General features: G+C 58.7%; 24 protein-coding genes (1 of these 24 only partly in view). 12 read left to right on the top strand and 12 right to left on the bottom strand.

Going from position 1 to position 25,862, the window contains the following annotated elements; genetic code table 11:
* The first annotated feature begins 72 nt into the window (after positions 1-72).
* The gene (locus SJY10_RS03585; protein ID WP_386679679.1) at positions 73-429 is read left to right on the top strand and encodes a hypothetical protein; all 357 of its coding nucleotides are present in this window, start codon (positions 73-75) and stop codon (positions 427-429) included.
* 1 nt (position 430) lies between these two features.
* On the opposite strand, the gene SJY10_RS03590 is transcribed toward SJY10_RS03585, so the two are convergent.
* From SJY10_RS03590 to SJY10_RS03625, 8 genes are all read right to left on the bottom strand, one after another.
* Positions 431-787: a Na+/H+ antiporter subunit G gene (locus SJY10_RS03590; RefSeq protein ID WP_386679681.1), complete on the bottom strand. Its 357-nt coding sequence runs from the start codon at positions 785-787 to the stop codon at positions 431-433.
* Positions 784-1,053 carry a K+/H+ antiporter subunit F gene (locus SJY10_RS03595; protein ID WP_386679682.1) on the bottom strand — a complete coding sequence of 90 codons (270 nt, stop codon included), beginning with the start codon at positions 1,051-1,053 and terminating at the stop codon, positions 784-786. Before SJY10_RS03595 ends, SJY10_RS03590 begins: the two co-directional genes overlap by 4 nt.
* Positions 1,050-1,541: a Na+/H+ antiporter subunit E gene (locus tag SJY10_RS03600; RefSeq protein ID WP_386679684.1), complete on the bottom strand. Its 492-nt coding sequence runs from the start codon at positions 1,539-1,541 to the stop codon at positions 1,050-1,052. The genes SJY10_RS03595 and SJY10_RS03600 overlap by 4 nt, the downstream gene beginning before the upstream one ends.
* A gap of 13 nt (positions 1,542-1,554) precedes the next feature.
* Positions 1,555-3,186: a monovalent cation/H+ antiporter subunit D gene (locus SJY10_RS03605; RefSeq protein ID WP_386679686.1), complete on the bottom strand. Its 1,632-nt coding sequence runs from the start codon at positions 3,184-3,186 to the stop codon at positions 1,555-1,557.
* Complete coding sequence (locus SJY10_RS03610; protein ID WP_386679687.1) at positions 3,183-3,560, bottom strand: Na+/H+ antiporter subunit C; 378 nt, start codon at positions 3,558-3,560, stop codon at positions 3,183-3,185. Before SJY10_RS03610 ends, SJY10_RS03605 begins: the two co-directional genes overlap by 4 nt.
* Positions 3,561-3,562: 2 nt before the next feature.
* Positions 3,563-6,418 (bottom strand): monovalent cation/H+ antiporter subunit A, encoded by a 2,856-nt coding sequence (locus SJY10_RS03615; RefSeq protein WP_386679688.1) that lies wholly within the window; start codon positions 6,416-6,418, stop codon positions 3,563-3,565.
* A 94-nt stretch (positions 6,419-6,512) separates the two neighbouring features.
* Positions 6,513-7,340, bottom strand: a complete 828-nt coding sequence (locus SJY10_RS03620; protein WP_386679689.1) for an alpha/beta hydrolase — start codon at positions 7,338-7,340, stop codon at positions 6,513-6,515.
* Positions 7,340-8,122, bottom strand: a complete 783-nt coding sequence (locus SJY10_RS03625) for an SDR family NAD(P)-dependent oxidoreductase (protein WP_386679690.1) — start codon at positions 8,120-8,122, stop codon at positions 7,340-7,342. The genes SJY10_RS03620 and SJY10_RS03625 overlap by 1 nt, the downstream gene beginning before the upstream one ends.
* A 146-nt stretch (positions 8,123-8,268) precedes the next feature.
* Between SJY10_RS03625 and SJY10_RS03630 the strand changes: the two genes are divergently transcribed.
* Both SJY10_RS03630 and SJY10_RS03635 read left to right on the top strand, forming a co-directional pair.
* Positions 8,269-9,123 (top strand): SDR family oxidoreductase, encoded by an 855-nt coding sequence (locus SJY10_RS03630; RefSeq protein WP_386679691.1) that lies wholly within the window; start codon positions 8,269-8,271, stop codon positions 9,121-9,123.
* A 70-nt stretch (positions 9,124-9,193) separates the two neighbouring features.
* On the top strand, positions 9,194-10,633 hold the full coding sequence (locus SJY10_RS03635; RefSeq protein ID WP_386684483.1) for an alpha-amylase family glycosyl hydrolase: 1,440 nt from the start codon (positions 9,194-9,196) through the stop codon (positions 10,631-10,633).
* 15 nt (positions 10,634-10,648) lie between these two features.
* Here SJY10_RS03635 and glgX read toward each other — a convergent pair whose 3' ends face one another.
* The 3 genes from glgX to treZ form a co-directional block, all read right to left on the bottom strand.
* On the bottom strand, positions 10,649-12,712 hold the full coding sequence (glgX, locus tag SJY10_RS03640) for a glycogen debranching protein GlgX (RefSeq protein ID WP_386679692.1): 2,064 nt from the start codon (positions 12,710-12,712) through the stop codon (positions 10,649-10,651).
* A gap of 157 nt (positions 12,713-12,869) precedes the next feature.
* Entirely contained in the window at positions 12,870-15,089 is a 2,220-nt protein-coding gene (gene treY, locus SJY10_RS03645; protein WP_386679693.1) for a malto-oligosyltrehalose synthase, read from the bottom strand.
* Positions 15,086-16,816 (bottom strand): malto-oligosyltrehalose trehalohydrolase, encoded by a 1,731-nt coding sequence (gene treZ, locus SJY10_RS03650; protein ID WP_386679694.1) that lies wholly within the window; start codon positions 16,814-16,816, stop codon positions 15,086-15,088. The genes treY and treZ overlap by 4 nt, the downstream gene beginning before the upstream one ends.
* A 285-nt stretch (positions 16,817-17,101) precedes the next feature.
* On the opposite strand from treZ, the gene SJY10_RS03655 reads away from it, so the two are divergent.
* The 8 genes from SJY10_RS03655 (at position 17,102) to SJY10_RS03690 (ending at position 24,601) form a co-directional block, all read left to right on the top strand.
* Positions 17,102-17,764 (top strand): Crp/Fnr family transcriptional regulator, encoded by a 663-nt coding sequence (locus SJY10_RS03655; RefSeq protein WP_386679695.1) that lies wholly within the window; start codon positions 17,102-17,104, stop codon positions 17,762-17,764.
* A 99-nt stretch (positions 17,765-17,863) separates the two neighbouring features.
* Positions 17,864-18,079: a DUF2892 domain-containing protein gene (locus SJY10_RS03660; protein ID WP_386679696.1), complete on the top strand. Its 216-nt coding sequence runs from the start codon at positions 17,864-17,866 to the stop codon at positions 18,077-18,079.
* Complete coding sequence (locus SJY10_RS03665; protein ID WP_386679697.1) at positions 18,079-18,510, top strand: YeeE/YedE family protein; 432 nt, start codon at positions 18,079-18,081, stop codon at positions 18,508-18,510. Before SJY10_RS03660 ends, SJY10_RS03665 begins: the two co-directional genes overlap by 1 nt.
* Before the next feature lie 3 nt (positions 18,511-18,513).
* Positions 18,514-18,948 (top strand): DUF6691 family protein, encoded by a 435-nt coding sequence (locus SJY10_RS03670; protein WP_386679699.1) that lies wholly within the window; start codon positions 18,514-18,516, stop codon positions 18,946-18,948.
* A 13-nt stretch (positions 18,949-18,961) separates the two neighbouring features.
* Entirely contained in the window at positions 18,962-19,846 is an 885-nt protein-coding gene (locus SJY10_RS03675; protein ID WP_386679701.1) for an MBL fold metallo-hydrolase, read from the top strand.
* Between the two features lie 26 nt (positions 19,847-19,872).
* Positions 19,873-21,543, top strand: a complete 1,671-nt coding sequence (locus tag SJY10_RS03680; RefSeq protein WP_386679703.1) for a TIGR01244 family sulfur transferase — start codon at positions 19,873-19,875, stop codon at positions 21,541-21,543.
* Between the two features lie 54 nt (positions 21,544-21,597).
* Positions 21,598-23,331 (top strand): SulP family inorganic anion transporter, encoded by a 1,734-nt coding sequence (locus SJY10_RS03685; protein ID WP_386679705.1) that lies wholly within the window; start codon positions 21,598-21,600, stop codon positions 23,329-23,331.
* A gap of 40 nt (positions 23,332-23,371) precedes the next feature.
* Positions 23,372-24,601, top strand: coding sequence for a lytic transglycosylase domain-containing protein (locus SJY10_RS03690; RefSeq protein WP_386679707.1), 1,230 nt, complete (start codon positions 23,372-23,374; stop codon positions 24,599-24,601).
* Here the strand turns inward: SJY10_RS03690 and SJY10_RS03695 are convergent.
* A complete protein-coding gene (locus SJY10_RS03695; RefSeq protein ID WP_386679709.1) occupies positions 24,598-25,149 on the bottom strand; it encodes a CIA30 family protein in 552 nt (183 codons plus the stop codon). The genes SJY10_RS03690 and SJY10_RS03695 overlap by 4 nt on opposite strands.
* A gap of 29 nt (positions 25,150-25,178) precedes the next feature.
* On the opposite strand from SJY10_RS03695, the gene SJY10_RS03700 reads away from it, so the two are divergent.
* On the top strand, positions 25,179-25,862 hold the 5' end (the start) of the coding sequence (locus SJY10_RS03700; protein WP_386679711.1) for a Tex family protein. Its footprint extends 1,629 nt past the window's final position; 684 of the gene's 2,313 nt are visible here — the first part of the coding sequence; the start codon lies at positions 25,179-25,181; its stop codon lies beyond the right edge, outside the window.

The raw sequence follows: 25,862 nt of genomic DNA on the forward strand, positions 1-25,862 counted from the left end.
ACGCGGCGGAAATGATGTCACGGCGTTATTTGCCCATTACGTGGGTAGCAGTCACTTCAGGAGTTTTTGGCCATGCCTCGCATCCCGTTCAGCGTCCCCCATACCATGCCGGTCGAAGTTGCCGCGCAGCGCTTGCTTGACGGCGTGCCGAAGCTTGAAAAGGCAATTCCCGGTGGCGGCAAGGTCGATGCGACGCGGATTGGCGAAGATGGCATGCTGCTGCGAATTGGCGTGATGGGGCAGACGATTGTTGTGGATGCCATCCTGACCGCTGATGCCGTTGGCGGAACGGTCGAAATACCGATGGTCCTTGCCATGATGAAAGGGCAGGTATCTCAGATGGTCGAAGGCGCGATTACACGCATGCTTCGGTCTGATCCGCAGACCGAACGCGCGGATCAGATTGTTTCAGGCGACGCCAGAGCTTGACTTAAGTGTCGGAACGGGTGGCCCAAATCTTATCAGCAGGCGGCTGAGGCAGTTCTTCAACATCACGGCAGCGGTGCAGGTGCACCTTTGCGATGAAGTTTGCGGAAATCGGTGCCGTAACAAACAGGAAAGCCATGACCAGCATTTCATGCAGGGACGGCATGCCGGTGGCAAAACCATAAACCATGGACGCCAGCAAAAGCGACCCGACTCCCAAGGTCGAAGACAGTGTTGGCGCATGTAGCCGCGACATGGCATCCGACAGTTTCAGCAGGCCAAGCGAACCGGCCAAGGTGAATGATGCGCCGATCAGCAGCAGGGCGGATACGGCAATTTCGGCGTAAATGGACATGGTCATTCTGTGATATCCCCCCGAAGGACAAATCGACACAGGGCTACGGTGGATACGAAGCCGAGCATGGCAATAATCATCGCGCTTTCGAAATACATCTGAGTGCCTAGGCTCATCCCGGCGAGGATGATTAAGGCAATCGCGTTGATGACCATCGTATCAAGTGCCAGAATGCGGTCACCGACATGGGGGCCGCGCAGCAGGCGCACCATGGCCAGTACTTGCGCGAGTCCAACAATCCCGACGGACACATAAATCGCGGTGGAGATCATGGGAAAATCCTCCTGAGGCGTCTCTCATACCGGTTTTTGATATCGTCGCGCACGCTGTCCGGGTCGGGCGCATGCAGGGCATGAACAAGCAGTGCAGTTCCATCGGCGCTAAGGTCGGAAGACAGGGTGCCCGGCGTCAATGTAATCGAACCGGCAAGCAGTGTGATCGCTTCGGGCTTTTTTAGATCCAGCGGGATAACGATCCACGCAGGCTGCAGTGTCCGGTCAGGCTTGAACAGAATCTGCCAAGCGACCTGCGCGTTGGATTTAATGATGTCGAACATCACGATCAGACAATAGGCGATCAACCGAAACGGGCGGGCGACCGGTGGGCGGTCAGGCCAATAGGCGGCCGTCACGATGGGGATCAGGACGCCAAGGATCGTGCCAAAAACTACCGTTCCTAAGGTGATACTGTTGTTCAGCAGGCACCATACGGCAACAAGTATGACGGTCAGCAGCGGATGCGGCGCAAGGCGACGGGTCATTCGGAGCGGCATATCAGTGACCCCCTTCGTCTTTATCTTCGGTTGCATAGCCTGCGTCATGATCGCTGTGCGAATCAGATTTAATCACTTTGCCCGGCATCGACAGAACGGCCGAGATGTATGGCTCTGGCGCGAACAATTGCGCCGCCGTTGCAGACAGATTGCGGGTCATCGGGCCAGCAAAGACGGTCAGCGCAACAAGCAGGGCAATCAAGCTACCGATCGCAATCATCGGCAAAGCTGGCTGCGCAGGAGATGGATCTGCGGTATTCGCCTCCTCCTCCTCGCTTTCGGCATCATCGACCCGATCAAGAGCGATCTGATGCGAGCGCCAGAAAATTTGGCTTCCTGCCCGGCCAAAGCCGACGACGGCGACCAGCGATCCCGCAAGCACCGTGGCCCAGATCCACCAAATCAGGGTCGATTCCCGCGCGGCATCAAGGATCAAGAGCTTGCCAACAAAGCCGGACAGTGGCGGCAATCCGGTCATACCGATGGCGGCAACAAAGAACATGCCTGCAACCAACGGCCCCCCGGCAACGGGGACGGCATCATTCAGCCATGCGCCAACCTTGCCGCGCCGATCACGCAGCACATCCACCAGTAAAAACAGCGCCGCCGTCGCGAATGTTGAATGAATGGCATAGTATAGCGCTGCGACAATACCTTCCGGCGTAAACACCGCCACTGCGCTTAGCAGCATTCCCATCGAGCCAATAACGGCAAACGCGACCAGCTTGTCGATCCGCCGGGACCCAAGTACCCCGATCATCCCCAGCGCAAGCGTCAGCAGCGCCGCCGGCATAAGCCAGGTATCGAACAGCCCCTGCGTGGCAGTCAGATCCGGCGGGAAAACCAGCGTATAGATGCGGATAATGCCATAAGCACCGACCTTGGTCATGATTGCGAACAGGGCAGCAACAGGGGCAGGGGCCTCTGCGTAGCTGGCGGGAAGCCAGAAATGCAGCGGCAATATCGCGGCCTTCACCGCGAAGACCAGCAGCAAAAGCACAGCCGCGACGCGGATGCCGGCGTTATCCGCCAGATCGAGTGTCGCAACTCGTTCCGCAAGATCAGCCATGTTTAGCGTGCCAGTCTGGGCATAGATTGTGCCCAGTGCGAATAGAAACAGGGTAGAGCCAAGCAAGTTGTACAGTACGTATTGCGTACCTGCGCGCAGACGCTCTGCGCCGCCTGCGTGGACCATCAGGCCATAAGACGCAATCAGTAGGACTTCGAAGAAGACGAACAGGTTAAAGACGTCGCCAGTCAGGAAGGCTCCGGTTATTCCCATCAGTTGGAACTGAAAAAGCGGATGAAAGTGCCGCCCCCGGACATCCCAGCCGCTGCCAATGGCGTAAAGCAGGACAAGCGGGGCAAGGATGGCCGTCACCAGCACCATAAGCGTGGACAGGCGATCCGCGACCAGCACGATACCGAATGGTGCCTGCCAATGGCCTAGCTGATAGACGCTGATTGTCCCGTCAGAAGCCTGCCAGAACAGCCCTGCGGCGATGGCCAGCAAGACTACAGTCCCCGCCATCGACAAAGTGCGCTGCAGCGACACATGGAAGCGTGCCACGAGCACAAGAATGGCGGCGAGCATGGCAGGCAGGACGACAGGTGCGATAAGCCAATGGGTCATTCCACAGCCTCCCCGCGCAGGGTTTGCGGGGCCTGCGGAATATCCGCATGGGGATCAGGCACATCCACCAGATCATCGCCCGCGCTAAGGTAGGAGCCAAGCGCCATGATCACGACGACCGCTGTCATGCCAAAGGAAATGACGATTGCCGTCAGCACCAGCGCCTGCGGCAATGGATCGGCATAGACGTCAACGCCGTCACGCAGCACGGGCGGCGCATTCACCGTCAGCCGGCCAGAGGCGAACAGGAACACGTTGACGGCATAGCTTAGTAGCGATGTGCCGATAATAACGGAAAAGGTGCGCTGTCGTAGCACCATATATATGCCGGCAGCCGTAAGCACGCCGATGGCAGAGGCGACAAGAAGTTCCATAATCAGCCCTCCTTGGCCGTATCGGTGCGGGACGGGTCGATATCGATGGCATATTCGCTGTCTTCCGTTCCAGCGCGGCGGCCAAGGCGAAAGAAGCTTTCCAAAAGCAGCATGACTGCGCCGACAACGGACAGGAACACGCCCAGGTCAAAGCCCATGGCTGTGGCCAGTTCGAATTTCTGCATCGGCGGGATGCGGAAATAGCCGAAAGCAGATGTCAGGAACGGCTGTCCGGCGAACCATGATCCGATGCCGGTCAGGCCGGCGCAAAGCACGCCTGCGCCGATAATGCCGTGATATGGATAGCGTTGCCGCTTTTCCGCCCAGGCAAATCCGGATGCCATATACTGCATGACGACAGCGATAGCGACGACCAGACCCGCAACGAAACCGCCGCCGGGTTCATTATGACCGCGCAAGAAGATGTAAACGCCGACCATCAGCACGACGGGCATCATCACGCGGGTCAATACGACCATCATCAGCGGATGTGCATCGCCTGCGCGGGCTTCCTCGAAGTCACGGTTCAGCAGTTTGGCGCGGACGGGTCCGTTCAACAGCGCCTCTGTCAGGGCATAGATCACCAGTGCTGCGATACCAAGCACGATGATTTCGCCAAACGTATCATAGCCACGGAAATCCACGAGGATGACGTTAACGACGTTGTCACCGCCGCCGCCTTTGTACGAATTGGCAAGATGATACTCGGAAATAGAGGTCAGCGGGAAGCCGGACATCAGGATTGTCCAGACAAGGCCGGCGACACCAACCCCGCCAATCAACGCAATGGCAGCATCGCGTGTGCGGCGGGCAGTGCTTGATTCCTTGGGGCTGCGGTTCGGCAGAAAGTTAAGCGCCAGCAAAAGCAGGATAATCGTCACCACTTCGACCGAGATTTGCGTCAGGGCAAGGTCCGGGGCAGAGAAGAAGTTAAAGCTGACCGACACAATCAGGCCAATGATCCCCATCAGGATCAGAACTGCCAAACGGTTGCGGTGATAAACAACAAGGAAACAGGTCGCCGCAATCAGCATACCCCACAGCATGACAGCGATCGGCGTCATCGCCTGCATCGTGCGGGTTGCACCGCCTGCCGTACCAGTAAACCAGGCATGCGCACCGATACCGACCACCGCCAGCGTGAAAATCGCAGCATAACGGGTAAAGCTGCCGTCATGCAGCGCCCGGCTAAATACGCCGGCACCATTTGCCAGCGCTTTGATCAGGGCGTCAAAAAGCTCTTTCGCTTCGGGCCGGGGGGCGGCTTCCCACATGCGGGACAATGGGCTGAACAGCGCCAGCCAGATGAGGCCGCCAACAACGGCAATCATCGACATATACAACGCAGGTTTAAAGCCGTGCCAAAGCGCAAGATGCTCTTCTGGCAATTCGGCCACGCCGCCGACGACAGCTTCTGTCACCAAGCGGACAAAGGGTTCAGCCAGGAACGGCGCAACGCCGAGGGCGATCACAGGGATCATCAGCAGGGCAGGAGAAAACCACAGGCCCGCCTTGGGGTCGTGCGGATGGGCAGGATAGTCATCCCGCTCTGCCCCCAAGAAGGTGTGAGAGATGAAGCGGAACGAATAGGCCGCCGAAAATAACGCGCCAACCGTTGCCACAACCGCGACCAGCAGGGGGCTGCCGAACAGGGTGGTGTGGACTGCCTCTTCCAGCATCATTTCCTTGGAAATGAAGCCGTTCAGTAGCGGAATGCCAGCCATCGACAAACCTGCCAGCGTCGCCAGAACAAAGGTCAGCGGCATGACATGCCGCAGCCCGCCCAGTTTACGCATGTCGCGGGTATGCACGCCGTGATCAACGATGCCCGCAACCATGAACAACGCGGCCTTAAAGCTGGCGTGGTTGAGGATATGAAAAACGGCAGCCATCGCGCCAAAGGTCGTGCCGGTGCCCAGCAAAAAGCAGATCAGGCCCAAATGAGACACGGTGGAAAACGCCAGCAACGCCTTCAGGTCATGCTTAAAGAAGGCGATGAATGCGCCAACCACCATGGTGATCAAGCCGACAGAGCAGACGAGCGTGATCCAGACATCGGTACCAGACAAAACCGGCCACATGCGGGCCATCAGGAACAAGCCTGCCTTCACCATCGTGGCAGAGTGCAGATAGGCAGAAACGGGCGTGGGCGCGCTCATCGCGTGGGGCAGCCAGAAATGGAACGGGAATTGCGCGGATTTTGTAAAACAGCCGGTCAGGATCAGTAGCAAAGCGGGCAGATAAAGCGGCGAGGCCTGGATCAACTCGCGGTTTTCCAGAATGACAGTTAGGTCATAGCTGCCGACAATCTGGCCAAGGATCAGCATGCCACCAATCATCGCAAGGCCGCCCATACCAGTCACGGTCAGTGCCATCCGCGCGCCTTGGCGCCCTGCCGGAAGATGTTTCCAAAATCCAATCAGCAGGAAGGACGACAGCGACGTCAATTCCCAGAATACCAGCATCATCAAGATGTTGTCCGATAGCACGATGCCAACCATCGCGCCTTGGAACAGCAGCAGATAGCTGTAAAACTCGCCCATATTGTCGTCGCGGGACAGATACCAGCGTGCGTAGATGATGATCAGCAGGCCGATCCCCAAGATCATTGCCGCGAACATGAAGCCCAGCGGATCAAGGAACAGGTTCAGGTTCAGGCCCAGATCCGGCAGCCAATCCAGACGGGCGGTTGCCACCTGTCCCCTTAGCACTGCGGGCAGGTGCGTCATCAGGCCAACGAAGGCCAGTGCACTTACCGTGAAGGTTGCGACAAAGCACGCCTGACGGCCGGCCCTGATGAACAGGCCGGGCAGCAGGGCGCCGAGAAAGGGCAGGGCGACGATAAGGAACAATGACATGGCATCGTTATCGCCGAGGGCGGTGCGATGGGCCAGCCCTTTTCACGCCATCCCTGTCGGTTTTCGTCGGTTTTTGCCTCGTTTAACGCGAAATTTATTGACTACCGGTTTCCCCCAAATGACCTGCGACATGCCGCAAGGTTTCAAGGGCTTGCGGTGTGGCATCTGGCCACAGGTGCCACATATGAAACAGGTTCGGCAAAATGGCCGCTGTCACGCAAACGCCCTGCCGCGCAGCAGCGCGGACAAGCATCAGGGAATCGTCCAGCAGAACCTCTGTCGTTGTGGCGCTAACGAACAAGGGCGGTAGCTTTCCCAAGTCAGCGTAAAGAGGAGATGCTGCCGGATCATCGTCGCGCAGGTGTCCAAGCGCCATGTCGCTCAGTCTGCGATCCTGCGCGTCGTCGTTCATTAAATCACAGACCGTATTGCGCGCGCGTGTCGTGCTTTGCCCGCTGCGATCGGTGTTTGGCGAAAGGACGGCCAGCGTACCAATCAGGTCGGAACGGTCCAGCGCAAGGTGTAGGGCCAGATGCCCACCGGCACTGTCCCCCACCAGATCGCAAGGCCCGATTGCATCAGCGACCGCGACCGCAGCATTCAGCTGCGCCGGCCAGGGATGTTCCGGCGCCAATGGATAATCCGGGACAAAAACAGCGCGCCCTGACAGATCGGCCAAGGCCTGCGCGGGGGCGGCATGGCTGTCAGATCCGCCAAACACATAGCCGCCACCATGCAGCCAGATAATCGGTTTGCCGCCTTGCCCGAACCAGCGTCCGGGGCAGCCGCCAACGTCTTGCTGCGGCGGCAGGTCGGGCACGGTCCCCGCCTGTGCAAGCGTCAGAAAAGCCGCCCGCATATTTGCAGGCGACCCGACGACCGGAGTGTTCCGGATATGCTGTTCCAGCGCAGCGCGGTCCATCAGACGTTGATGGAACCGACGGCACCGCCATCAATGCGCCAATTCGAACCGGTGACAAAGGACGACAGTTCGCTGCACAGGAAAACGATGACGGGTGCCACTTCCTCGACCTTGCCGCGGCGTTTCATCACCAGATAGGGGCGCTCTTCCTCAAGAAAGCTCTCGACAGCCTCGTCAAAGCTGCAGCCATTTTCCTCTTTGCGCTTTTCCATCATACCGTCGGTCATCGGCGTTTCGATAAAGGCGGGCGCGATGCAGTTCACCAGCAGGCCTTTGTCCGAATGCGCCATCGCAATGCTTTTCGCATGGCTCAGCAGGGCGGACTTGGCAGAGTTATAAACCGTCTCTTCGGGATACGGCTGGGCCACATTTTCCGAAGTGACAAAAACGACGCGGCCCCAGCCGCGGTCGATCATGGGCGGACACAGGTGACGCGCCATACGAACGCCCGACATGAAATCGATGTTCAGCGCGTCTTCCCAGGCCTCTTCACTCATTGTCAGGGGATCGCCCTTGTCGCCGGTGACACCGGCAGCGTGGACCCAGATGTCGAAGTCTGTGCCGGCCTTGGCAATAAAGTCGTCAACGCCCGCTTTGCTGGACAGATCGCCGGCGATGCATTCGATGCCGAACTCCTTACGAACTGGCTCCAAGTCTTCGTCCTTCAGGTCGGTTGCGGTGACGGTCACGCCTGCTTCGATAAAGCGTTTAATCGTCTCAATGCCCATGCCGCCAGAACCGCCGGTTACCAGCGCGCGTTTGCCTTTGATGCCAAGATCCATGGCTCTCTCCTGATTTGTAAAGTTGCTGCTCAACGATCCGCACAGCATCGGGGTTCCGTGATCACCAATGTGTCATGCTCTGGGAACCTCTGTCTGATCTCGGCGGTTTGCTCACCAACTCAGCTTTAGCCACGACAGGATAGCTTATGACCGATGCACCAAAGATTCCCGCCCAACATCAGGACTCCATGCCAGCGGACGAACACAAAATGGATCCGGCCCCCGACTACATGCCCCGCCATCCCGGTGTCGGGAAACTGAAAGGTAAAGTTGCGCTGATTACCGGTGGGGACAGCGGGATAGGTCGCGCGGTGTCCGTGCTCTTTGCCCGCGAGGGGGCAAAAGTCGCAATCGCCTATTTCGACGAAGACCGCGATGCCGAAGAAACCAAACGCCTGGTCGAAGCAGAAGGGTCAGAAGCCGTGCTGATTGCTGGCGATCTGGGCAACAAGGACCATGCGGACGCCGCAGTGGCAAAGACTGTCGCCACGTTTGGCCAACTCGATATCCTGATCAATAATGCTGCCATGCAGTGGATGGATGATGATCTGACAGACTTGTCAGAGGAAACCCTCCGCCGCACGATGGACAGCAATGTCATGTCTTATTTCTTTTGCACGCAGGCGGCATTGCCGCATTTGAAAAGCGGCGACTGCATTATCAATACGACCTCGGTCAACGCGTTCAAAGGCAACGCAAAACTGATTTCCTATTCGACCACGCGCGGTGCATCGCTGGCATTCAGCCGGTCTATGTCGGCCAATTTGGTTGAAAAAGGGATCCGTGTGAACGCCGTAGCCCCCGGCCCGATCTGGACGCCGTTCATCCCGGGATCAATGCCTGCCGATATGGTCGAAGATTTCGGATCCGATGTTCCGATGGGGCGCGCCGGACAGCCATGGGAAGTGGCGACTGCATTTCTGTTTCTAGCCTCTAGTGATGGCAGTTACTTTACAGGGCAGACCCTGCATCCGAATGGAGGCATGATCGTTGGAGCGTAACAAAACGCCGGCGATTTATCAGATTTACCCGCGTTCGTTTCAGGACTCCAATGGCAGTGGAACCGGCGATTTGCCGGGGATCAGGCGGAGGTTGAGCCATATTGCAGACCTCGGCGTCGATGCAATCTGGCTGTCGCCAATCTATGTATCGCCCATGATCGACGGTGGCTATGACATCGTCGATCATCGCCACATCGACCCTATGTTTGGCACTTTGGACGATTTCGACGCGATGGTCGCCAAGGCGCATGATCTTGGTCTGCAGGTCTATCTGGACCAAGTGTTGAACCACACCAGTGACCAATGCCCTTGGTTCCTTGATGCGATCGCGGGCGACGAGGGGATGGCTGACCGTTACCTGTGGCGCGATCCCAAACCTGATGGTAGCCCGCCCAATAACTGGCTGTCGCAATTCGGCCTGCCGGCCTGGCATTGGAACCACAAGCGGCGACAATACTACTATAGCCAGTTCCTGCCGCAGCAGCCCAGCTTGAATCTGCGCTGTCCCGGCGTGCAGGACGAAATCGCAGCGCAGATGCAGGGCTGGCGAAATCGCGGTGTTGACGGGTTCCGGTTCGATGTCGTCACGGCATTCCTGTGGGACGAAGTGATGAAAGACAATCCGCCCGCAAGACCGGAAGTGCAGGACAAGGTGGCAGGCGAAAACTTCAATCCCTATACCTATCAGGACCATGTTTATGACATGTTGCCAGGCGATGGTGCGTCCTATGCGGAAAACCTGCGGAAGTGGGCGGGCGATGACGCCTATCTGTTCGGGGAAAATACATCCGGCAACCAGTCGATCGAATTGGCTATGGCCTTTACCCAGCCGGGGCGGCTGGATTCGGTTTATACCACTGACTTGCCCGAAGGGCGCGGCAGCCCGGCGGTCGTTGCTGATATGATTGCCCGAAGCGAAAGCCTTCACAGGATTGCAGGTTGGCTTTCCAGCCACGACCAGCCGCGGCACACGCGCGGTGATGCCTCTGATCTGGTGCTGGCTTTGCAAATGGCCTTTCTTCCGGGGCCCTGGATTATCTATCAGGGCGAGGAACTGTCACTGCCGCAGCCCAAGCTGGCAAAAGGGGACGTCACTGATCCTCTTGATCTATTGTACTGGCCGGATGGACCAGGACGCGAAGGGGCGCGGGTGCCGGTGCCTTGGACATCAGACTCTGACGACCAGTTCGGATTTACCAGCGGCATCCCTTGGTTGCCGATGACGTGGGACAGTAACGGAATCCGGCGTGGCTATGATGTCGTGCTGCCGTTCTATCGCAAAATCATTGCGTTGCGCCGCAAACATGGTTGGGCCAGCGCAAGGGTGATCGCATGTGAGGCGAATGACGACATTCTTGATATCACGATCCTGACTCAAGGAGACCAGCGCTTTCGCGGCCTGTTCTCTCATGGTGCTGGCCAGCCCGGCAATTGCCCTGAAACAGAGCCGCTTTTCCGCACGCAGCCTGACGGTGATTATGGCTGGTGCGGCGCAATCTGGCAGGTTTAGGAACGTGCCCCGCCGTCAGGCGGGGCCGCCTTGCGTCAGGACAAGGACGCTTTGCCACGGAACCGAAATGGTTCCCGACACTGTCACCTGTGCCGCCGGGTCATGGGCAGATGTGTCCAGCCTTTGCGCCCAGTCACCATCGGGCAAAGTAAACTTTGCCGCATCGCCAGCATTCAGGATGAGCAGGACATCAGTGCCGCCAGCGATCACCACACGCTTGGCAAAAATGCGCAGCCCGCCGTCGTGCCAGTCGTCCTTGCTCATTTCGCGTCCTTCGGGGTGCAGCCAACGGATTGCCTTGCCGTCCGACAGTTCTGCATTGCCAAAGCTGGTGTCGATGAACCCGTCCAGTTCCTGACGCAGCGCAAGCGCGGCCGTGGCGGAGGCGATCAGCGTCTGGTCCGCGTTATCCCAATCCAGCCAAGTCAGATCGTTGTCTTGGCAATAGGCGTTGTTGTTACCCTGCTGCGTCTGGCCGAATTCGTCCCCCGCAAGGATCATCGGCACGCCTTGGCTTAGCGCGACAGTGGCCAGCATGGCCTTTACCCGCCGCTTGCGTGCTTCAATGATCGCTGGGTCATCGGTTGGCCCCTCGGCCCCGAGGTTGTCGCTGATGTTGTTGTCATGCCCGTCGCGACCATCTTCGCCATTCGCGTCGTTGTGTTTGTCGTTATAGGCGGTCGTGTCCCATAAGGTGAAACCGTCATGGGCCGCGACAAAGTTGACTGACGATGTCGCGGGGCGATTGTCGTGATTGAACTGGACGGGCGATCCGGACAAACGCTCGCTCATCGGGGCGACCATACCGTCATCCCGCCGCCAGAAGGCGCGGATATCGTCGCGCGACTTGTCGTTCCATTCCCGGAACGGCCAGACAAAGCCACCGACCTGATAGCCGCCATGGCCGATGTCCCACGGCTCTGCGATCAGTTTGACAGCGGACAGCACCGGATCCTGCCTGATCGTCGCAAAGAAGTTGCCGCTGCGGTCAAATCCATCCGCATCCCGCGCAAGGGTAGAGGCAAGGTCAAAGCGGAAGCCGTCGACATGCATCACCTCGACCCAATAGCGCAGCGAATCCATGACCATGCGCAACACCATGGGGTGCTGCACGTTCAAGGTGTTTCCCGTGCCCGTGGTGTCATAGACGTGGCGTTTGTCTTCGCCAGTCATGTAGTAGGTTGCGTTGTCGATGCCGCGAAACGACAGGGTCGGCCCCATCTCACTGCCTTCGCAGGTATGATTATAGACAACATCAAGGATCACCTCGATCCCGGCGGCGTGGAAACGGTCGATCGCTTCCTTGACCTCTCTGATGTCCCAGCTTTTCAGATAGCCTTGATGCGGGGCAAAGAAGGACAGGGTGTTATAACCCCAATAGTTCGAAAGGCCTTTTTCGATCAAATAGTTATCGTTCGCAAAGGCATGGATTGGCAGCAGTTCGATTGCGGTGACGCCCAGCTTTGTCAAATGCTCGATTACCGGATCGGACGACAGCGCGGCAAATGTGCCGCGATCAGCCTGCACAACGCTAGGATGCTTCATTGTCAGGCCTTTGACGTGGGCCTCGTAGATGACGGTTTTGTCCCAGCGGGTGCGTAGGGCATCGTTGCGGTCCCATTGATAGTCGTCGCCTGTCACCACGCCCTTGGGCATGAAACGAGCCGAATCGCGGTCATCAAAGGTCAGATCATCTTCGCCCACCTGATAGCCAAACAGAGAATCGTCCCAGACCAGTTTGCCCATCAGCGCCCGGGCATAGGGGTCAAGCAGCAGCTTGTTGGGGTTGAAACGGTGGCCGTTTTCCGGATCGTAGGGGCCATGGACGCGGTAGCCATAGCGCTGACCGATTTTCAGACCCGGTACAAAGCCATGCCAAACGCCGCCTTCCATATCGGGCAGAGCGACACGGGCTGTTTCTGTCTGGCCGGATTCGTCGAACAGACACAGTTCAACCTTTTCCGCGGCATTGGAAAAAAGGGCAAAATTCACGCCATCGTCACGCGCCTCTGTGCCCATTTTATCGGGACGGGCCAAAGAGGTGTCGAACGTCACGTCGGCCGGCGGTTTGGTCGTCATTCTATGTCATCCCATATGCGCCGCGCGAAATGTTGCTGTCGCGGCAGGTGGCTGCAGGCGTTTGTCGCCTGCACCCGCAACGCAGATCAACGCTGCGCTGCGATGCCTGTTCCGCTAGGGCGCTGAAACAAGTCAGATCGGTCGCCCGCCAGTTTTTTCAGCCGCTTTTTATAGCAGATATCCCGTCTTCTGTAATCGTTACCGGTGAAGTGGATTGAACATCGCATCGCAAGGTCAGCTGCTGATCAGACGTGGCGCGTAGCAAGGTGATGACGCCGCTTGCATCCTTGGTGATCCGGCAAGTTGCCCTATCGAAAAACGCCGGATGCTTATGACGCAACAGCAAAAGGCGGCGCGACAAACACGCCTTTTCACCGGCAAAACCCATAACGTCAGGGAGCTGCATCAAATGATCCAGATCGACAGCACGCCGATTGTCAGGGTCGGTCAGGGCAAAATGGGGACCAAGGCAGCTGCGGTAAATGTCCGGCACGCCGGTCATCGACAACTTCAGGGCTGTCTGGATCAAGGATAGTCTTTCACCCAATGCGATCAGCCTGTGCAAAGCCTCTGGCTGCTGTTGCTGCCATTGCGCTGTCAGATGCGGAATGAGATTCAACACGCGGGCTTCGGCATCGGTGTCCGGATATGTCCAGTTGGTCATGCGTTTGGCTTCTCGCATGGCCTTTGTCATGTGATCGCACAGGCGGGTGTCTATATCATCGGACGCCCCCCAAATCGCCAAGGCGCTTTGCACCAGATACCAGCGGGTATTTGGCCGCACCAGATCGGCACCCGGTAGCAACGCCGACTGCGCAACAAGGTCTAGCAAATCCTCCGGCAGGTGGCTGCAAGTCACAAGGCGCATGCGCGAATCTTCTGACCGTTTGGTGTCATGGGACGACGTTAATGTCAGGGCTGTGGGTAACCGGCGCGCCAGCCAGCCGTTCAGGGCGTCGTCCGTGATCGTAACGTCGTCCGGATCAGCACCAACTTCGTTTGCGGCAATATAGGCGTTCCAGCGGAACCCTGCGGTATCCTCGTGGGATTTCGCCAGTAAAGCCCCGGTCACTTGCTGAAACCTGACTTGCAGGCGCTGGGCCTGCGGCGTTTGCGGATCAACGATGCAATCTGTCAGCAGTCGCACAACATGATCCGTGCGCAGATCACGCGCGGCCGTATTTGCAACCTGCTGCATCAGTAGCCGATCTTCTGGTCTGCTTTTGCGGCTGGCCAGATAGGTGCGATAGCGTGGAAAAGCGACAAGAAGCGCGATAACGGCCTCGCGCAGTGCCTCTTGCCCCTGCTCATCGCCAGCGGCTTGTGCGGCAGCGTGGGCCAGTGCGATCATCTGCTGCAGTTCAGCCGCAAGATCCTGTCGCAGGACTTCGTGCTTTGCGGTCATCAAAGCATCATGGAACCGCCCCTTGCGCCCGGTCTGGTCCTGCCAGGCGGCAAACAGCCGTGCGTGTCCGGCACCGTCAGTCAGCAGACGTGCAATCTGGCGTGCGGCCTCGTATCCCGTTGTGCCGGCAAGGCCCCAATCGGGCAGGTCCTCGTCGCCCGTCAGAATTTTTTCCACCCAGATTGGTGTTTGCGGTGCGTGATCCTTAAGTTTGCTAAGGTAGGCGCAAGGATCGGCAAGCCCGTCGATATGGTCCAGCCGAAGCCCCTGTACCTGCCCTGCCGCAATCAAGTCAAAGGTTTTGCGGTGCATGTCGTCGAAAACGGCTTCATTTTCGACGCGCATTCCAATCAGGCCCGTTACATTAAAAAACCGCCGGTGCGTGATGCTATCCCGCTCGCGCTGCCACGGGGTCAGCCGCCACGCCTGTGCATCGTGCAACTTTGCCAGATCCGCGTGGTCGGACAGGCTGGCAGGGTTCAGCGGTACCGCCAGATCACCAACACACAAAACGGGGCCGTCGGCCTCATTGTCCAGACTGACCTTGCCTGCCTCCAGCAAAGCTTCGAAGCTTTCGGTCAGAAACGGCAGCAAAAGTCGTTCGGACCAATCAATGTCAAAATGCGGTGCAAAACGACTTTTTGCGCCGTGCCGCAAAACATCGCGCAGCCACGGGTTTTCCAGCGAAAAGGCAGTGTGGTTCGGCACAATGTCGATAATGATACCAATACCAGCGGCCTGCGCTGCGGTGGCAAGCCGGGCGAACCCTTTTTCGCCGCCCAACGCGGGCTCGATCAGGTTGGGATCAATGACGTCATAGCCGTGGGTCGATCCCGTTTGCGCCGCGAAAATCGGCGAAAGATAAAGATGGCTGATTCCGTTGGCTGTCAGATGCGGAAGATAGCGTTCGGCTTCGGCAAAATCGACTCCGTTGCGAAGTTGCAGACGATAGGTGGCCGTCATCGGGATCATGTCTGCTCAATCCATGTGTGAAATGCAAAATCGTTTTGATGTGACCCAAGACTTAGCTGGGTTTGCGACTCTGGCCAGTTGTCCGCAGGTACGGGCTGTCCCAGCTGGATAACGCTGTTCAGCTTGCCAGTGTTAAAATGCCAAAGGACATGCAATGCTTTTGGGCCCAGGATCCGGGCCGAAGCCGAGGTCAGGCCGCCATGCAGCAGTGGCAGAACGACGGCGCGCCGCCATGTCAAAAGCCGCGTTGTCAAATCTTCCCAAGCAGCGGCATCCGCTGGCGGTGCATCATAAGGGCGCGCATCGTGAAAGGTCTGCGGATCCAGAGGATCGGGCAGGGTGCCATCAAAGCCGCTGAAGGCTGAAAACTCCGACAGCCTGCCTTTGCGAACCGCCGCGGCAAGGTCGCCAGAAAAATCGCAAAAGAAGGGGAAAGGCGTACGCGCACCGATTTCTTCGCCTTGGAAAAGCATCGGAACAAAGGGGGATGTCAGTAGCATCGCATGCGCGATACGCATGGCGTCAGGGGACGACAATGCAATGAGACGTTCGCCAAGGGCGCGATTGCCGATCTGGTCGTGAGTCTGACTGGCATTTACGAATGACTGTGGCGGCAAATGACCGCTAGGCGCGCCGCGCGGTTTTCCGGTCGGGTCCTGTCCCGGCCGCAACTGGCCTTGATCGACATGTCCTTCGGTCAGGGCCGTCGCCAAATCGCGGACCGGGTCAATGGCGAAAGGGGCATAGTAGCCTTCGGTTTCACCTGTCAGCAGACAATGCAGGCTGTGATGATAGTCGTCGTTCCATTGCGCATCGGTCACTCCGGACTGGCGGTGATCAGGCAAATTGCGCTCGTCCTCTGCGATCAGGTGCAGCGGGCGGGGCAAATTCAGTGCGCGCAGGCTGGTTGAAAGCTCTGCCAGAAATTCCGGTGTTGTCGGGTCCTGTATTTGATGGACCGCATCAAGCCGCAGCCCGTCCACTCCGAAATCACGCACCCACATGATGGCATTTTCAATGAAGAATGCGCGCACGGGATTTTGCGTGAAATCAATTGCAGGCCCCCATGGCGTGACGCGTCCCGCGTCAAAGAATGCCGGACTGCTGGTATGAAGATAGGCACCCTCTGGCCCGAAGTGGTTATAGACGACATCAAGGATCACCGACATGTCTAGCCGGTGCGCGGCCGCTACGAAATCGGCAAAGTCGCCGGGTGTGCCATAAGCTGGATGCACGGCATAGTGCAGCACACCGTCATAACCCCAGCCGCGCTGGCCTGCGAACTGGGCGATTGGCATCACCTCGACCGTGTTAATGCCAAGGCGCGCAAGGCGGGGCAGTTGCGCGGCAGCAGCGGCAAAGGTGCCTTCTTTTGTAAATGTACCGATATGAATTTCGCTAACCACGGCGTCCCGCCAGTCGCGGCCGGGCCAGGTATCAGCAGTTGGCGGCAATACGGTCAGGCATGACGGTCCGTGCACATCGCGGCTTTGCTGCCGCGCGGCGGGGTCTGGAATACGGGTGCCGTCGATATCGAACATATAGGTGGCACCGACTTTGGCCGAAAAATGCCCTCGAAAGGTCCCGTCGCTCTCGCGCGACAGCGGGGTCGGCTGATCCAGCACGACAACACTAACCCTTTGCGCATCGGGGGCCCAAATGGCGGCGGACCATTGGCCTGGCTGGTCCTGCCTGACGCCCCACCACTGTGCAGCTTCTTTCCCCATTCCTCTAACCCTTTGACATTTTGTTGCTTTCAAAACGCAATCTGTGTCACGGCAGTTCCGCTAACATTTGATAGTGTGCCCGCCGTCGGTTGTCTGGCAAGTGGGCAGTTGCTGTGCATCAGCACGTGGGCTTACATTGGTGCAGCCAAGCCGCGTTGCACCATGGTCCGGCAAGGTGTCACATCGTGACCTTGCACAAGCCAAGGTATCGGCGGGGCGGCGAATTACGTGGCAATAACGAAACGTATGTCGTTAGGCTTGGATCAGAATAGACGAGGGACAATCATGCCGGAAAACTGGATTGACCGCTTTGCGGGCCTCGCGGCCCTGGCCCCTGACATTCGCGATACGCTGATAAGCCAAAGCGCCATTGTCAGCGTCCCCAAGGGAACGCGTATCTTTGGGCCGGGGCAGTCACCGGAAAACCTGCTGTTGTTGCTTGATGGCGCGGTGCGGGTACATCAGACGTCAGAACAGGGGCGCGAGATCGTCCTTTACCGGGTGGCTGCCGGCGAAAGCTGCGTTTTGACGACGGCCTGTATGCTGGCGCACGAGGATTATTCCGCCGAAGGCCATGCCGATACGGATGTGCGCGCTGTCGCTATCCCGCGCAAGGTTTTCGATGATCTGGTGTCGCGCTCTATTCCGTTCCGCAATTTCGTATTTGCCGCCTATTCGCAGCGGATCACCGACTTGTTCCATGTGATCGAGGAGATCGCCTTTCAGCGGCTGGATATTCGCCTTGCGCAGCGTCTGCGGGTCCTTGCCGGGGCCGAAAACGAAGTGCGCACAACGCATCAGGATCTGGCTGTCGAACTCGGTTCAGCACGAGAAGTGATTTCCCGGCAGCTGCAGGAATTCCAGCGGCGCGGCTGGATTGCGCAATCGCGCGGCCGGATCGAGCTGCTTGACCCGGCGGCAATCGCCGACCTAGCAGAGGCCGCCTAGCACATATTTACGATTTTGTCGTGGGTTGGTGACAAGGTCACCGACGGGGCATCACCGATACCTTAAGTGTGAGTCGCAACACACAAAAGGATCAGACCCATGAAAAACAATGTTGGCACTACCGATCGTATGTTACGCCTGATTGCAGGGGTGATTTTGCTGGCGGTAACCTGGATCGCACCGATCGCTGTCTTTCACGGCGCGGCAGCCGTTACGATCGCGACAATCGTTGCCTTGGTTCTGATCGGTACCGCGTTGTTCCGCTTCTGCCCCCTTTATCGTCTGCTTGGCAAAAGCACCTGCGCGGTGAAGTGATGGAAACGGCGTTTACCCCTTTGCAATCTCTTGGTGGCGGTGCCTTGATTGGACTGGCTGCGGTTCTGCTGATGGGGCTGCATGGCCGCATCTTCGGGGCGACCGGCATCCTGACCGGGCTGATTGCCCCGGCATCGAAACCCGATCTTTCATGGCGTGCAGTTCTGATGCTGGGCATGGTCAGCGGCCCGGTGCTGGTTCTGGCCTTCAGCGGCAGTTTTCCCGCGGTGGATGTGCCGGTTTCAAACCTGATGCTGGTGCTTGGCGGCTTGCTGGTCGGCGTCGGCGTCACCTTTTCCGCAGGTTGCACGTCCGGCCATGGCGTTTGCGGGCTGGCACGACTTTCGCCGCGTTCGCTGGCGTCGGTTCTGACATTCATGGCGGCGACTGCGGTTACCGTTTACATCATTCGCCACATGATCGGAGCATAGATCATGCGCTACATCTCTTTATATCTCATCGGCTTAATTTTCGGCACCGGCATTTCCGTGTCGGGCATGGCGAACCCGGCCAAGGTGCTAAACTTCTTTGATGTTGCAGGCACCTGGGACCCCAGCCTTGCTTTTGTAATGGGCGGGGCCGTGATTGTTACGTTCCTTGGGTATCGTTTCGTGCTCAAACGGCCCATGCCGATGATGGAAGAACGTTTCCATCTGCCCACCAGCCGCGTGATCGATGCGCGGTTGCTTGGCGGATCTGCCGTGTTTGGCATCGGTTGGGGCATTGCGGGGTTCTGCCCTGGCGGTGCGTTGCCGGCGCTGGGCACCGGATCGCCTGCCGTCTTTATCTTCGTTGGCGCTGCAATAGCGGGTATTTTGTTGGCACGTACCATTACCGCCGCCCGCACACCCCGCACTTTGACAGCCTGAAAGGACAACTGAAATGACTGATTTCCCCGTCGATATGACCGTCAAACCCGAAGTGACAGCCTTCTTTGACGATGCGACCAACACCATCAGCTATGTGGTCAAGGACCCGAACTCGGCGTCCTGTGCAATCATCGACAGCGTGATGGACATTGATTACGCAGCCGGCCGGATCACCTATGGGCACGCCGACAAGATGATCGCCTTTGTCCGTGACAACAGCCTGACGCTGGAATGGCAGATCGAAACTCACGTCCACGCCGACCATCTGTCCGCTGCGCCGTATATTCAGAATGCGCTGGGCGGAAAAATCGGCATCGGTGACAAGATCATGGTCGTGCAGGAAACCTTCGGCAAAATCTTTAACGAAGGTACTGAATTCCAACGCGACGGATCGCAGTTCGATGCGCTGTTCAAGGACGGCGACACCTATACCATCGGCGGAATGACGGCCTTTGCCATCTACACGCCGGGTCATACGCCGGCCTGCATGGTGCATGTCATTGGCGATGCCGCCTTTGTTGGCGATACGCTGTTCATGCCGGACGGTGGATCGGCCCGCGCCGACTTCCCGGGCGGCGATGCTGCTACGCTATATGACAGCATTCAGCGTGTGCTGACCCTGCCGGACGATATGCGTCTGTTCATGTGCCACGACTATGGCCCCAATGGCCGCGACATTCAGTGGGAAACCACTGTTGGCGACGAACGCGAGCACAATATCCACGTCGGCAAGGGTGCCACGAAAGAAGATTTCGTAAAATTCCGTACGGAACGCGATGCAACGCTGGCTGTGCCAAAGCTGATCATTCCATCCCTGCAGGTGAACATGCGGGCCGGTGAGATGCCTCGGGACAAGGACGGCAACATGGTGCTGAAGGTGCCAGTAAACGGCCTTTGATGGCCAAGGGGGGAGGGTGGAACGCTATGGATATTCGTAAGATTACGAAAGAAGTCTCTGTCGCGCCGCAGATCGCGGTTAGTGACATGGCCGCGATCAAGGCCGCTGGTTTCGCCAGCATCATCAGTAATCGTCCCGACGGCGAAGAGGCGGGTCAGCCTACCTTTGCCGTAATCAAGGCCGCCGCAGAAGCAGAGGGGCTTCGGGCGCTGCATATTCCGGTCGTATCAGGCCGGATTGCGCAGACCGATGTCGCGGCCTTTGGCGCGGCGCTGGCGACTTTGCCGGGGCCGGTGCTGGCATTTTGCAAGTCCGGCACACGGGCAGCGACGCTTTGGACCCGCGCGCAGGCCGGACAGCGCCCCATGGCAGAGCTTTTGGCACGCACGCATGCTGCTGGCTACGACATGGGTGCGACGGTCGCGGCGATGGCCGAAACAGCCGCCCCGATGACGGCAGCACCTGACGTCCGTGCCGATATCGTCATTGTCGGGGCAGGTTCCGCCGGAATTGCCGTGGCAGCCAGTTTGCTGGCGCGCGACGGTAGTCTGGATATCACAATCATCGATCCGGCTGACGTGCATTATTACCAGCCCGGTTGGACCATGGTCGGCGGCGGCGTATTCGGTGTGGAGCAGACAAAGCGCAAGATGGGGCCGCTGATTCCCGACGCTGTGACGTGGATCAAAGCCGCCGTCGCTGAATTTTTGCCCGGCACAGATGCTGTCGTTTTGGGGGATGGCCGCGTTGTCGGCTACAAACGATTGATTGTCTGTCCAGGGCTGGAACTGCACTGGGACGGCATTGCAGGTCTGAAGGACACGCTGGGCCGCAATGGCGTCACCTCGAATTATCGCTATGATCTGGCACCCTATACCTGGCAACTGGTGCAGGGGCTGAACAAGGGTAAAGCAATCTTTACCCAGCCACCTATGCCAATCAAATGCGCTGGTGCGCCGCAAAAGGCGATGTATCTATCCGGCGACGCGTGGTTCCGGCGCGGCGTGCTGAAAGACATCGACATACAATTCATGAATGCGGGCGGCGTGCTGTTCGGTATCAAGGATTATGTGCCCGCGCTGATGGACTATGTTGCCAAATATGATGCCAAGCTAAACTTTTTTCACACGCTGACAGCAGTGGATGGCGCAGCTAGGACGGCAACATTCAAGGTCGCCAAACCTGACAGCGAAACGACCGAGGTGACGACCGGATTCGACATGATCCACGTTTGCCCGCCGCAACGCGCCCCTGGTTTTATCCGCCAGTCCGCCCTGGCGGATGCGGCGGGCTGGGTCGATGTGGATCAAACGACACTGCGCCACAAAACCTATAGCAATATCTGGAGCCTTGGAGACGTCATGAACGCCCCAAACGCCAAGACTATGGCTGCAGCGCGCAAGCAGGCCCCGGTCGTTGCGGTTAATGTTCTGGCCGATATCGCCGGAAAATCTGCTGCCGGGATATATGACGGTTATGGCTCGTGTCCGCTGACCGTCGAAAGGGGCAAGATCGTGCTGGCTGAATTCGGCTATGGCGGGGCACTGCTGCCGAGTTTTCCAGAGTGGTTGATCAATGGCACCAAACCCAGCCGTCTGGCCTGGGCGCTGAAAGCGCAGGCTCTGCCGCAGGTTTATTGGCACGCCATGTTAAAGGGACGCGAATGGATGGCCGGTCCAGAGAAAGCGCCGCTTTGAACCGAATACCGCGCCGGAGACCATTCCGGCGCGTCACATATTGAAAGCACTGCCATGACTACGAATGCCATCGCCCGCTATCTGCCGATCCTAACGTGGGGGCGAACCTACAATCGCGAAAGCCTATCCAATGATCTGGTTGCCGCCGTGATTGTGACGATCATGCTGATCCCGCAATCGCTGGCCTATGCGATGCTGGCCGGCCTGCCGCCAGAGGCAGGGCTTTATGCATCGATCGCGCCGATCATTCTTTACGCGATCTTTGGCACCAGCCGCGCGCTGGCGGTCGGGCCGGTTGCTGTTGTATCCTTGATGACGGCGGCGGCGATCGGGAATATCGCGGATCAAGGCACCATGGGATATGCCGTCGCCGCACTGACGCTGGCGGGGCTGTCGGGTGTGATGATGCTGTTGATGGGGATCTTGCGGCTTGGGTTTCTGGCAAATTTTCTGTCGCATCCCGTTGTGGCAGGGTTCATCACCGCCTCTGGCATCCTGATCGCGCTAAGCCAGCTGAAGCATATCCTTGGCATCAGCGCCTCTGGCGATACGCTGCCAGAGCTGACGGAGACGCTTTTTGCCCACTTGGGCGACGTGAATCTGATCACGCTGGTCATCGGGGTGGGGGCGACGGCCTTTTTGTTTTGGGTGCGTAAAGGTCTGAACCCGCTGTTGCGCAGCTATGGGATCAAACCGGCTTTGGCCGGCGCGCTGACAAAGGCCGGTCCGGTCTTGGCTGTGGTCGTCACAACTGTGGCCGTTTGGCTGTTCGGCTTGTCGGATCGCGGCGTCAAGATTGTCGGCAGCGTCCCGCAAAGCCTGCCGCCGCTGACGATGCCGTCGATTTCTTTGGCGTTGGTGGGGCAGTTGCTTTTGCCTGCGCTGCTCATTTCAGTGATCGGGTTTGTGGAATCGATTTCTGTTGCGCAAACCTTGGCTGCAAAGAAACGTCAGCGGATCGACCCGGATCAGGAATTGATCGGTCTTGGTGCGGCCAACGTTGCCGCGGCATTTACGGGTGGTTTCCCGGTTACAGGCGGCTTTAGCCGGTCGGTCGTGAACTATGACGCCGGGGCCGAAACGCCGGCTGCCGGTGCTTATACGGCTGTCGGCCTTGCGATTGCCGCCTTTGCGTTGACGCCGCTGATCTATTTCCTGCCGACCGCGACGCTGGCCGCGACGATCATCGTGGCCGTGCTGTCATTGGTCGATTTTTCGATCCTGCGCACAAGCTGGACCTATTCCCGCGCCGATTTCGCCGCGGTACTGGTGACGATCCTTGCAACCTTGTGGTTCGGGGTCGAGGTCGGCGTGTCGGCTGGCGTCATCCTGTCGATCCTGCTGCACCTGTATAAAACGTCCAAACCACATATTGCAGAGGTCGGCTGCGTGCCTGGCACCCAGCATTTCCGGAACATCAATCGCCACGATGTCCAGATCAACCCGGCCATCCTGACCCTGCGCATTGACGAAAGCCTGTATTTTGCCAATGCCCGCTACCTAGAGGATTATGTGCTGGACCGCGTCGTGCGCGACAAGGCCATCAAGGATGTCATCCTGATGTGCTCTGCCGTGAATGACATCGATTTCAGTGCGCTGGAAAGCCTAGAGGCACTTGGTGCGCGCCTGTCAGACATGGGCATCCGTCTAAGCATGTCAGAGGTCAAAGGCCCCGTGATGGATAGGCTGCAACGCAGTGACTTCCTGACCCATCTGACGGGCAAGGTTTATTTGTCGCAATACGAGGCTGTGCAATGCCTGTGCGATCCGCAGCCGGGTGTCGCCTGACGGCTTTGACACCGGCGGCGGGGCGGCGCATCATCCCGCTATGCGCATAGTTATCCTGATCCTTGTCTTGCTGTGGCCGTCCTTTGGGGCGGCCCAGTCCCGTGCAAACGTCGAAGCCCAGTTTCGCGGCTGGCTGGAACAGGTGGTCTGGCCGCAGGCGCAGCGAAAAGGCGTGGCGCGTGGCACATTTGACGCGGCTTTCGCGGGTGTCGCGTTAAATTGGGATCTGCCCGATCTGGTCCCGCCGGGGATGGCTCCGCCCGCGCAGCAGGTGCAGCGGCAAAGCGAGTTTGGCGCGCCGGGCAAGTATTTTAGCCGCGGCGGTGTTGATGGGGCGACCAGCGTTGGCCGACAGATGGCGCGGCAACATGCGGCAACTTTGGCCGCGGTAGAGCGGGCAACGGGTGTGCCGGGCCGGATCATCCTTGCGATCTGGGGACGCGAAAGCGGCTATGGCCGCGCTGATATTCCACATGACGCCTTTCAGGTGCTGGGCACCAAGGCATTCATGTCCACCCGCGCCCCCTATTTTCTGGAGGAGCTGATCGCCGCCCTGCAGATCGCGCAGCGCGGGGCATCCCCGCGCGGCATGAAAAGCAGTTGGGCGGGCGCGATGGGCCAGCCGCAATTCATGCCAAGCAACTATTTATCGTATGCTGCCGATGGTGACGGCGACGGGCGCGCGGATATCTGGAATTCTGCCCCCGATACGATTGCGTCGATCGGCACCTATCTCGCCCGTCATGGCTGGCAACCCGGCCGCGATTGGGGGTTCGAAGTGTCGCTGCCATCGCAAGTATCCTGCGCGCTAGAGGGACCCGATCAAGGGCGGCGCATTGCGGATTGGGCCGCCATGGGTGTGGCGCGCGTGGGCGGCAAGGCGTTTCCGACGCATGAACTGGCAGGCGAAGGGTATCTGATGCTGCCAGCCGGGCGCAGCGGCCCGGCCTTTATCGTGACGCCGAATTTTTATGTGCTGAAGGATTACAACACGAGCGATCTATATGCTTTGTTTGTTGGCCATGTCGGCGACCGTATTCAATACGGTGTTGGCGATTTCGCAGGGCAGTGGGGCAATGTCGGCGGCCTGTTGCGGTCCGATGTGGCCGCGATGCAGCGCGCCTTGATCGGGCAGGGGCTGGATACCGGAGGCGATGACGGGCTTGCCGGTTTTCGTACGCGGCGCGCCATCGGACAGTGGCAGGCCGCCACGGGACAGGCGCAGACGTGCTTTCCAGACGCTGGCATCGTGGCGGCGCTGACGCGTTAAGCGCGATATAACCGCACTGCCGCGACGCTTATATTGGCGGCAAAGGCGTGACCGATGGCGACGATACCAAGGCGGCGCAGGTTGGCCGCAACAAAGCGTGCGTCCGTGCGGTGCGCCTCGAATGCGGCGAAGGGCAGTCTGTAGCTGCCCCAATCCGGTCCGGGCGTAAAAGCCGTGCGATATGATTGCCAGGGCCGGGCCAGGTCTGTGGTGCGCAGGCGTATGTCATAGGCTTCGCCGTTCCCGGTCGCATCGACTTCTAGTCCTGCGAAATCCTTCAACTGAACTGCTGGCGGCAGATTGGCGGCCATCTGGATAAACCCGCCGTCATTTTCAAGCGACACCTGTCCCGTAAGCTGCATTGCATCGCGGCCTTTGATGGAAACTGCCGCAATCTTGCCCTGTGACACGCCGCCCATCACGGTGTCGGCCACGTATTCCCAGTTCAGATCCAGTTCCATCACGCTCTCCTTTAACGAGCCAATATCTAGCGCAGTTGCGCCCGGATCAATGCCGCCCTTGGCGGCCAGCGATCCGGGGGATATCACACAGGTCCAATCGCAAAGGAGCCTGCCCCTTGGACCCCGTTACAGATCGCATCAATCGCACCATCGCCACCGAAATCGGGGCGCGCCCCGATCAGGTCAGCGCCGCCGTGGGGCTGCTGGATGGCGGGGCGACCGTCCCCTTTGTCGCGCGCTACCGCAAAGAGGTAACAGGCGGCCTTGATGATACGCAGCTGCGCAATCTGAACGACCGGCTGACCTATTTAAGAGAGCTGGAAAAGCGTCGCGACGCAATCAAGGCCTCTATCACCGAGCAAGGCAAGATGACCGATCTGCTGGCGCGTGCAATTGCCAGCGCCGACACTAAAGCCGCGCTAGAGGATCTGTACCTTCCATTCAAACCCAAGCGCCGCACGAAGGCGATGATTGCGCGCGAAAACGGGCTGGAGCCGCTGTTGCGTGCAATTATTGCCGATCGCAGCCTTGATCCGGCGGCAACTGCGCAAGGATATGTCAGCGAAGAGGTCCTGACCGCCAAGGATGCGCTGTCAGGTGCGCGGGATATCCTGATCGAGGAGCTGGCCGAAGACGCCGCCCTGCTGGGGCGCGTGCGGCAGATCATGCAGGAAGAAGCAGAGATTACAGCCAAGGTCATTGCCGGCAAAGAAGAGGCTGGTGCCAAGTTCAGCGACTACTTTGACCACCGCGAAAGCTGGGCGCGTATTCCGTCGCACCGGGCGCTGGCGATTCTGCGC

This window comes from Loktanella sp. R86503, from assembly GCF_042466455.1.
Lineage (GTDB): Bacteria > Pseudomonadota > Alphaproteobacteria > Rhodobacterales > Rhodobacteraceae > Loktanella.

Bases quoted from the DNA above. Each gene is read 5' to 3' on its own strand.
- SJY10_RS03585 (WP_386679679.1), top strand. From the start codon at position 73: ATGCCTCGCATCCCGTTCAGCGTCCCCCATACCATGCCGGTCGAAGTT.
- SJY10_RS03590 (WP_386679681.1), bottom strand. From the start codon at position 787: ATGACCATGTCCATTTACGCCGAAATTGCCGTATCCGCCCTGCTGCTG.
- SJY10_RS03595 (WP_386679682.1), bottom strand. From the start codon at position 1,053: ATGATCTCCACCGCGATTTATGTGTCCGTCGGGATTGTTGGACTCGCG.
- SJY10_RS03600 (WP_386679684.1), bottom strand. From the start codon at position 1,541: ATGACCCGTCGCCTTGCGCCGCATCCGCTGCTGACCGTCATACTTGTT.
- SJY10_RS03605 (WP_386679686.1), bottom strand. From the start codon at position 3,186: ATGACCCATTGGCTTATCGCACCTGTCGTCCTGCCTGCCATGCTCGCC.
- SJY10_RS03610 (WP_386679687.1), bottom strand. From the start codon at position 3,560: ATGGAACTTCTTGTCGCCTCTGCCATCGGCGTGCTTACGGCTGCCGGC.
- SJY10_RS03615 (WP_386679688.1), bottom strand. From the start codon at position 6,418: ATGTCATTGTTCCTTATCGTCGCCCTGCCCTTTCTCGGCGCCCTGCTG.
- SJY10_RS03620 (WP_386679689.1), bottom strand. From the start codon at position 7,340: ATGGACCGCGCTGCGCTGGAACAGCATATCCGGAACACTCCGGTCGTC.
- SJY10_RS03625 (WP_386679690.1), bottom strand. From the start codon at position 8,122: ATGGATCTTGGCATCAAAGGCAAACGCGCGCTGGTAACCGGCGGTTCT.
- SJY10_RS03630 (WP_386679691.1), top strand. From the start codon at position 8,269: ATGACCGATGCACCAAAGATTCCCGCCCAACATCAGGACTCCATGCCA.
- glgX (WP_386679692.1), bottom strand. From the start codon at position 12,712: ATGACGACCAAACCGCCGGCCGACGTGACGTTCGACACCTCTTTGGCC.
- treY (WP_386679693.1), bottom strand. From the start codon at position 15,089: ATGATCCCGATGACGGCCACCTATCGTCTGCAACTTCGCAACGGAGTC.
- treZ (WP_386679694.1), bottom strand. From the start codon at position 16,816: ATGGGGAAAGAAGCTGCACAGTGGTGGGGCGTCAGGCAGGACCAGCCA.
- SJY10_RS03655 (WP_386679695.1), top strand. From the start codon at position 17,102: ATGCCGGAAAACTGGATTGACCGCTTTGCGGGCCTCGCGGCCCTGGCC.
- SJY10_RS03660 (WP_386679696.1), top strand. From the start codon at position 17,864: ATGAAAAACAATGTTGGCACTACCGATCGTATGTTACGCCTGATTGCA.
- SJY10_RS03665 (WP_386679697.1), top strand. From the start codon at position 18,079: ATGGAAACGGCGTTTACCCCTTTGCAATCTCTTGGTGGCGGTGCCTTG.
- SJY10_RS03670 (WP_386679699.1), top strand. From the start codon at position 18,514: ATGCGCTACATCTCTTTATATCTCATCGGCTTAATTTTCGGCACCGGC.
- SJY10_RS03675 (WP_386679701.1), top strand. From the start codon at position 18,962: ATGACTGATTTCCCCGTCGATATGACCGTCAAACCCGAAGTGACAGCC.
- SJY10_RS03680 (WP_386679703.1), top strand. From the start codon at position 19,873: ATGGATATTCGTAAGATTACGAAAGAAGTCTCTGTCGCGCCGCAGATC.
- SJY10_RS03685 (WP_386679705.1), top strand. From the start codon at position 21,598: ATGACTACGAATGCCATCGCCCGCTATCTGCCGATCCTAACGTGGGGG.
- SJY10_RS03690 (WP_386679707.1), top strand. From the start codon at position 23,372: ATGCGCATAGTTATCCTGATCCTTGTCTTGCTGTGGCCGTCCTTTGGG.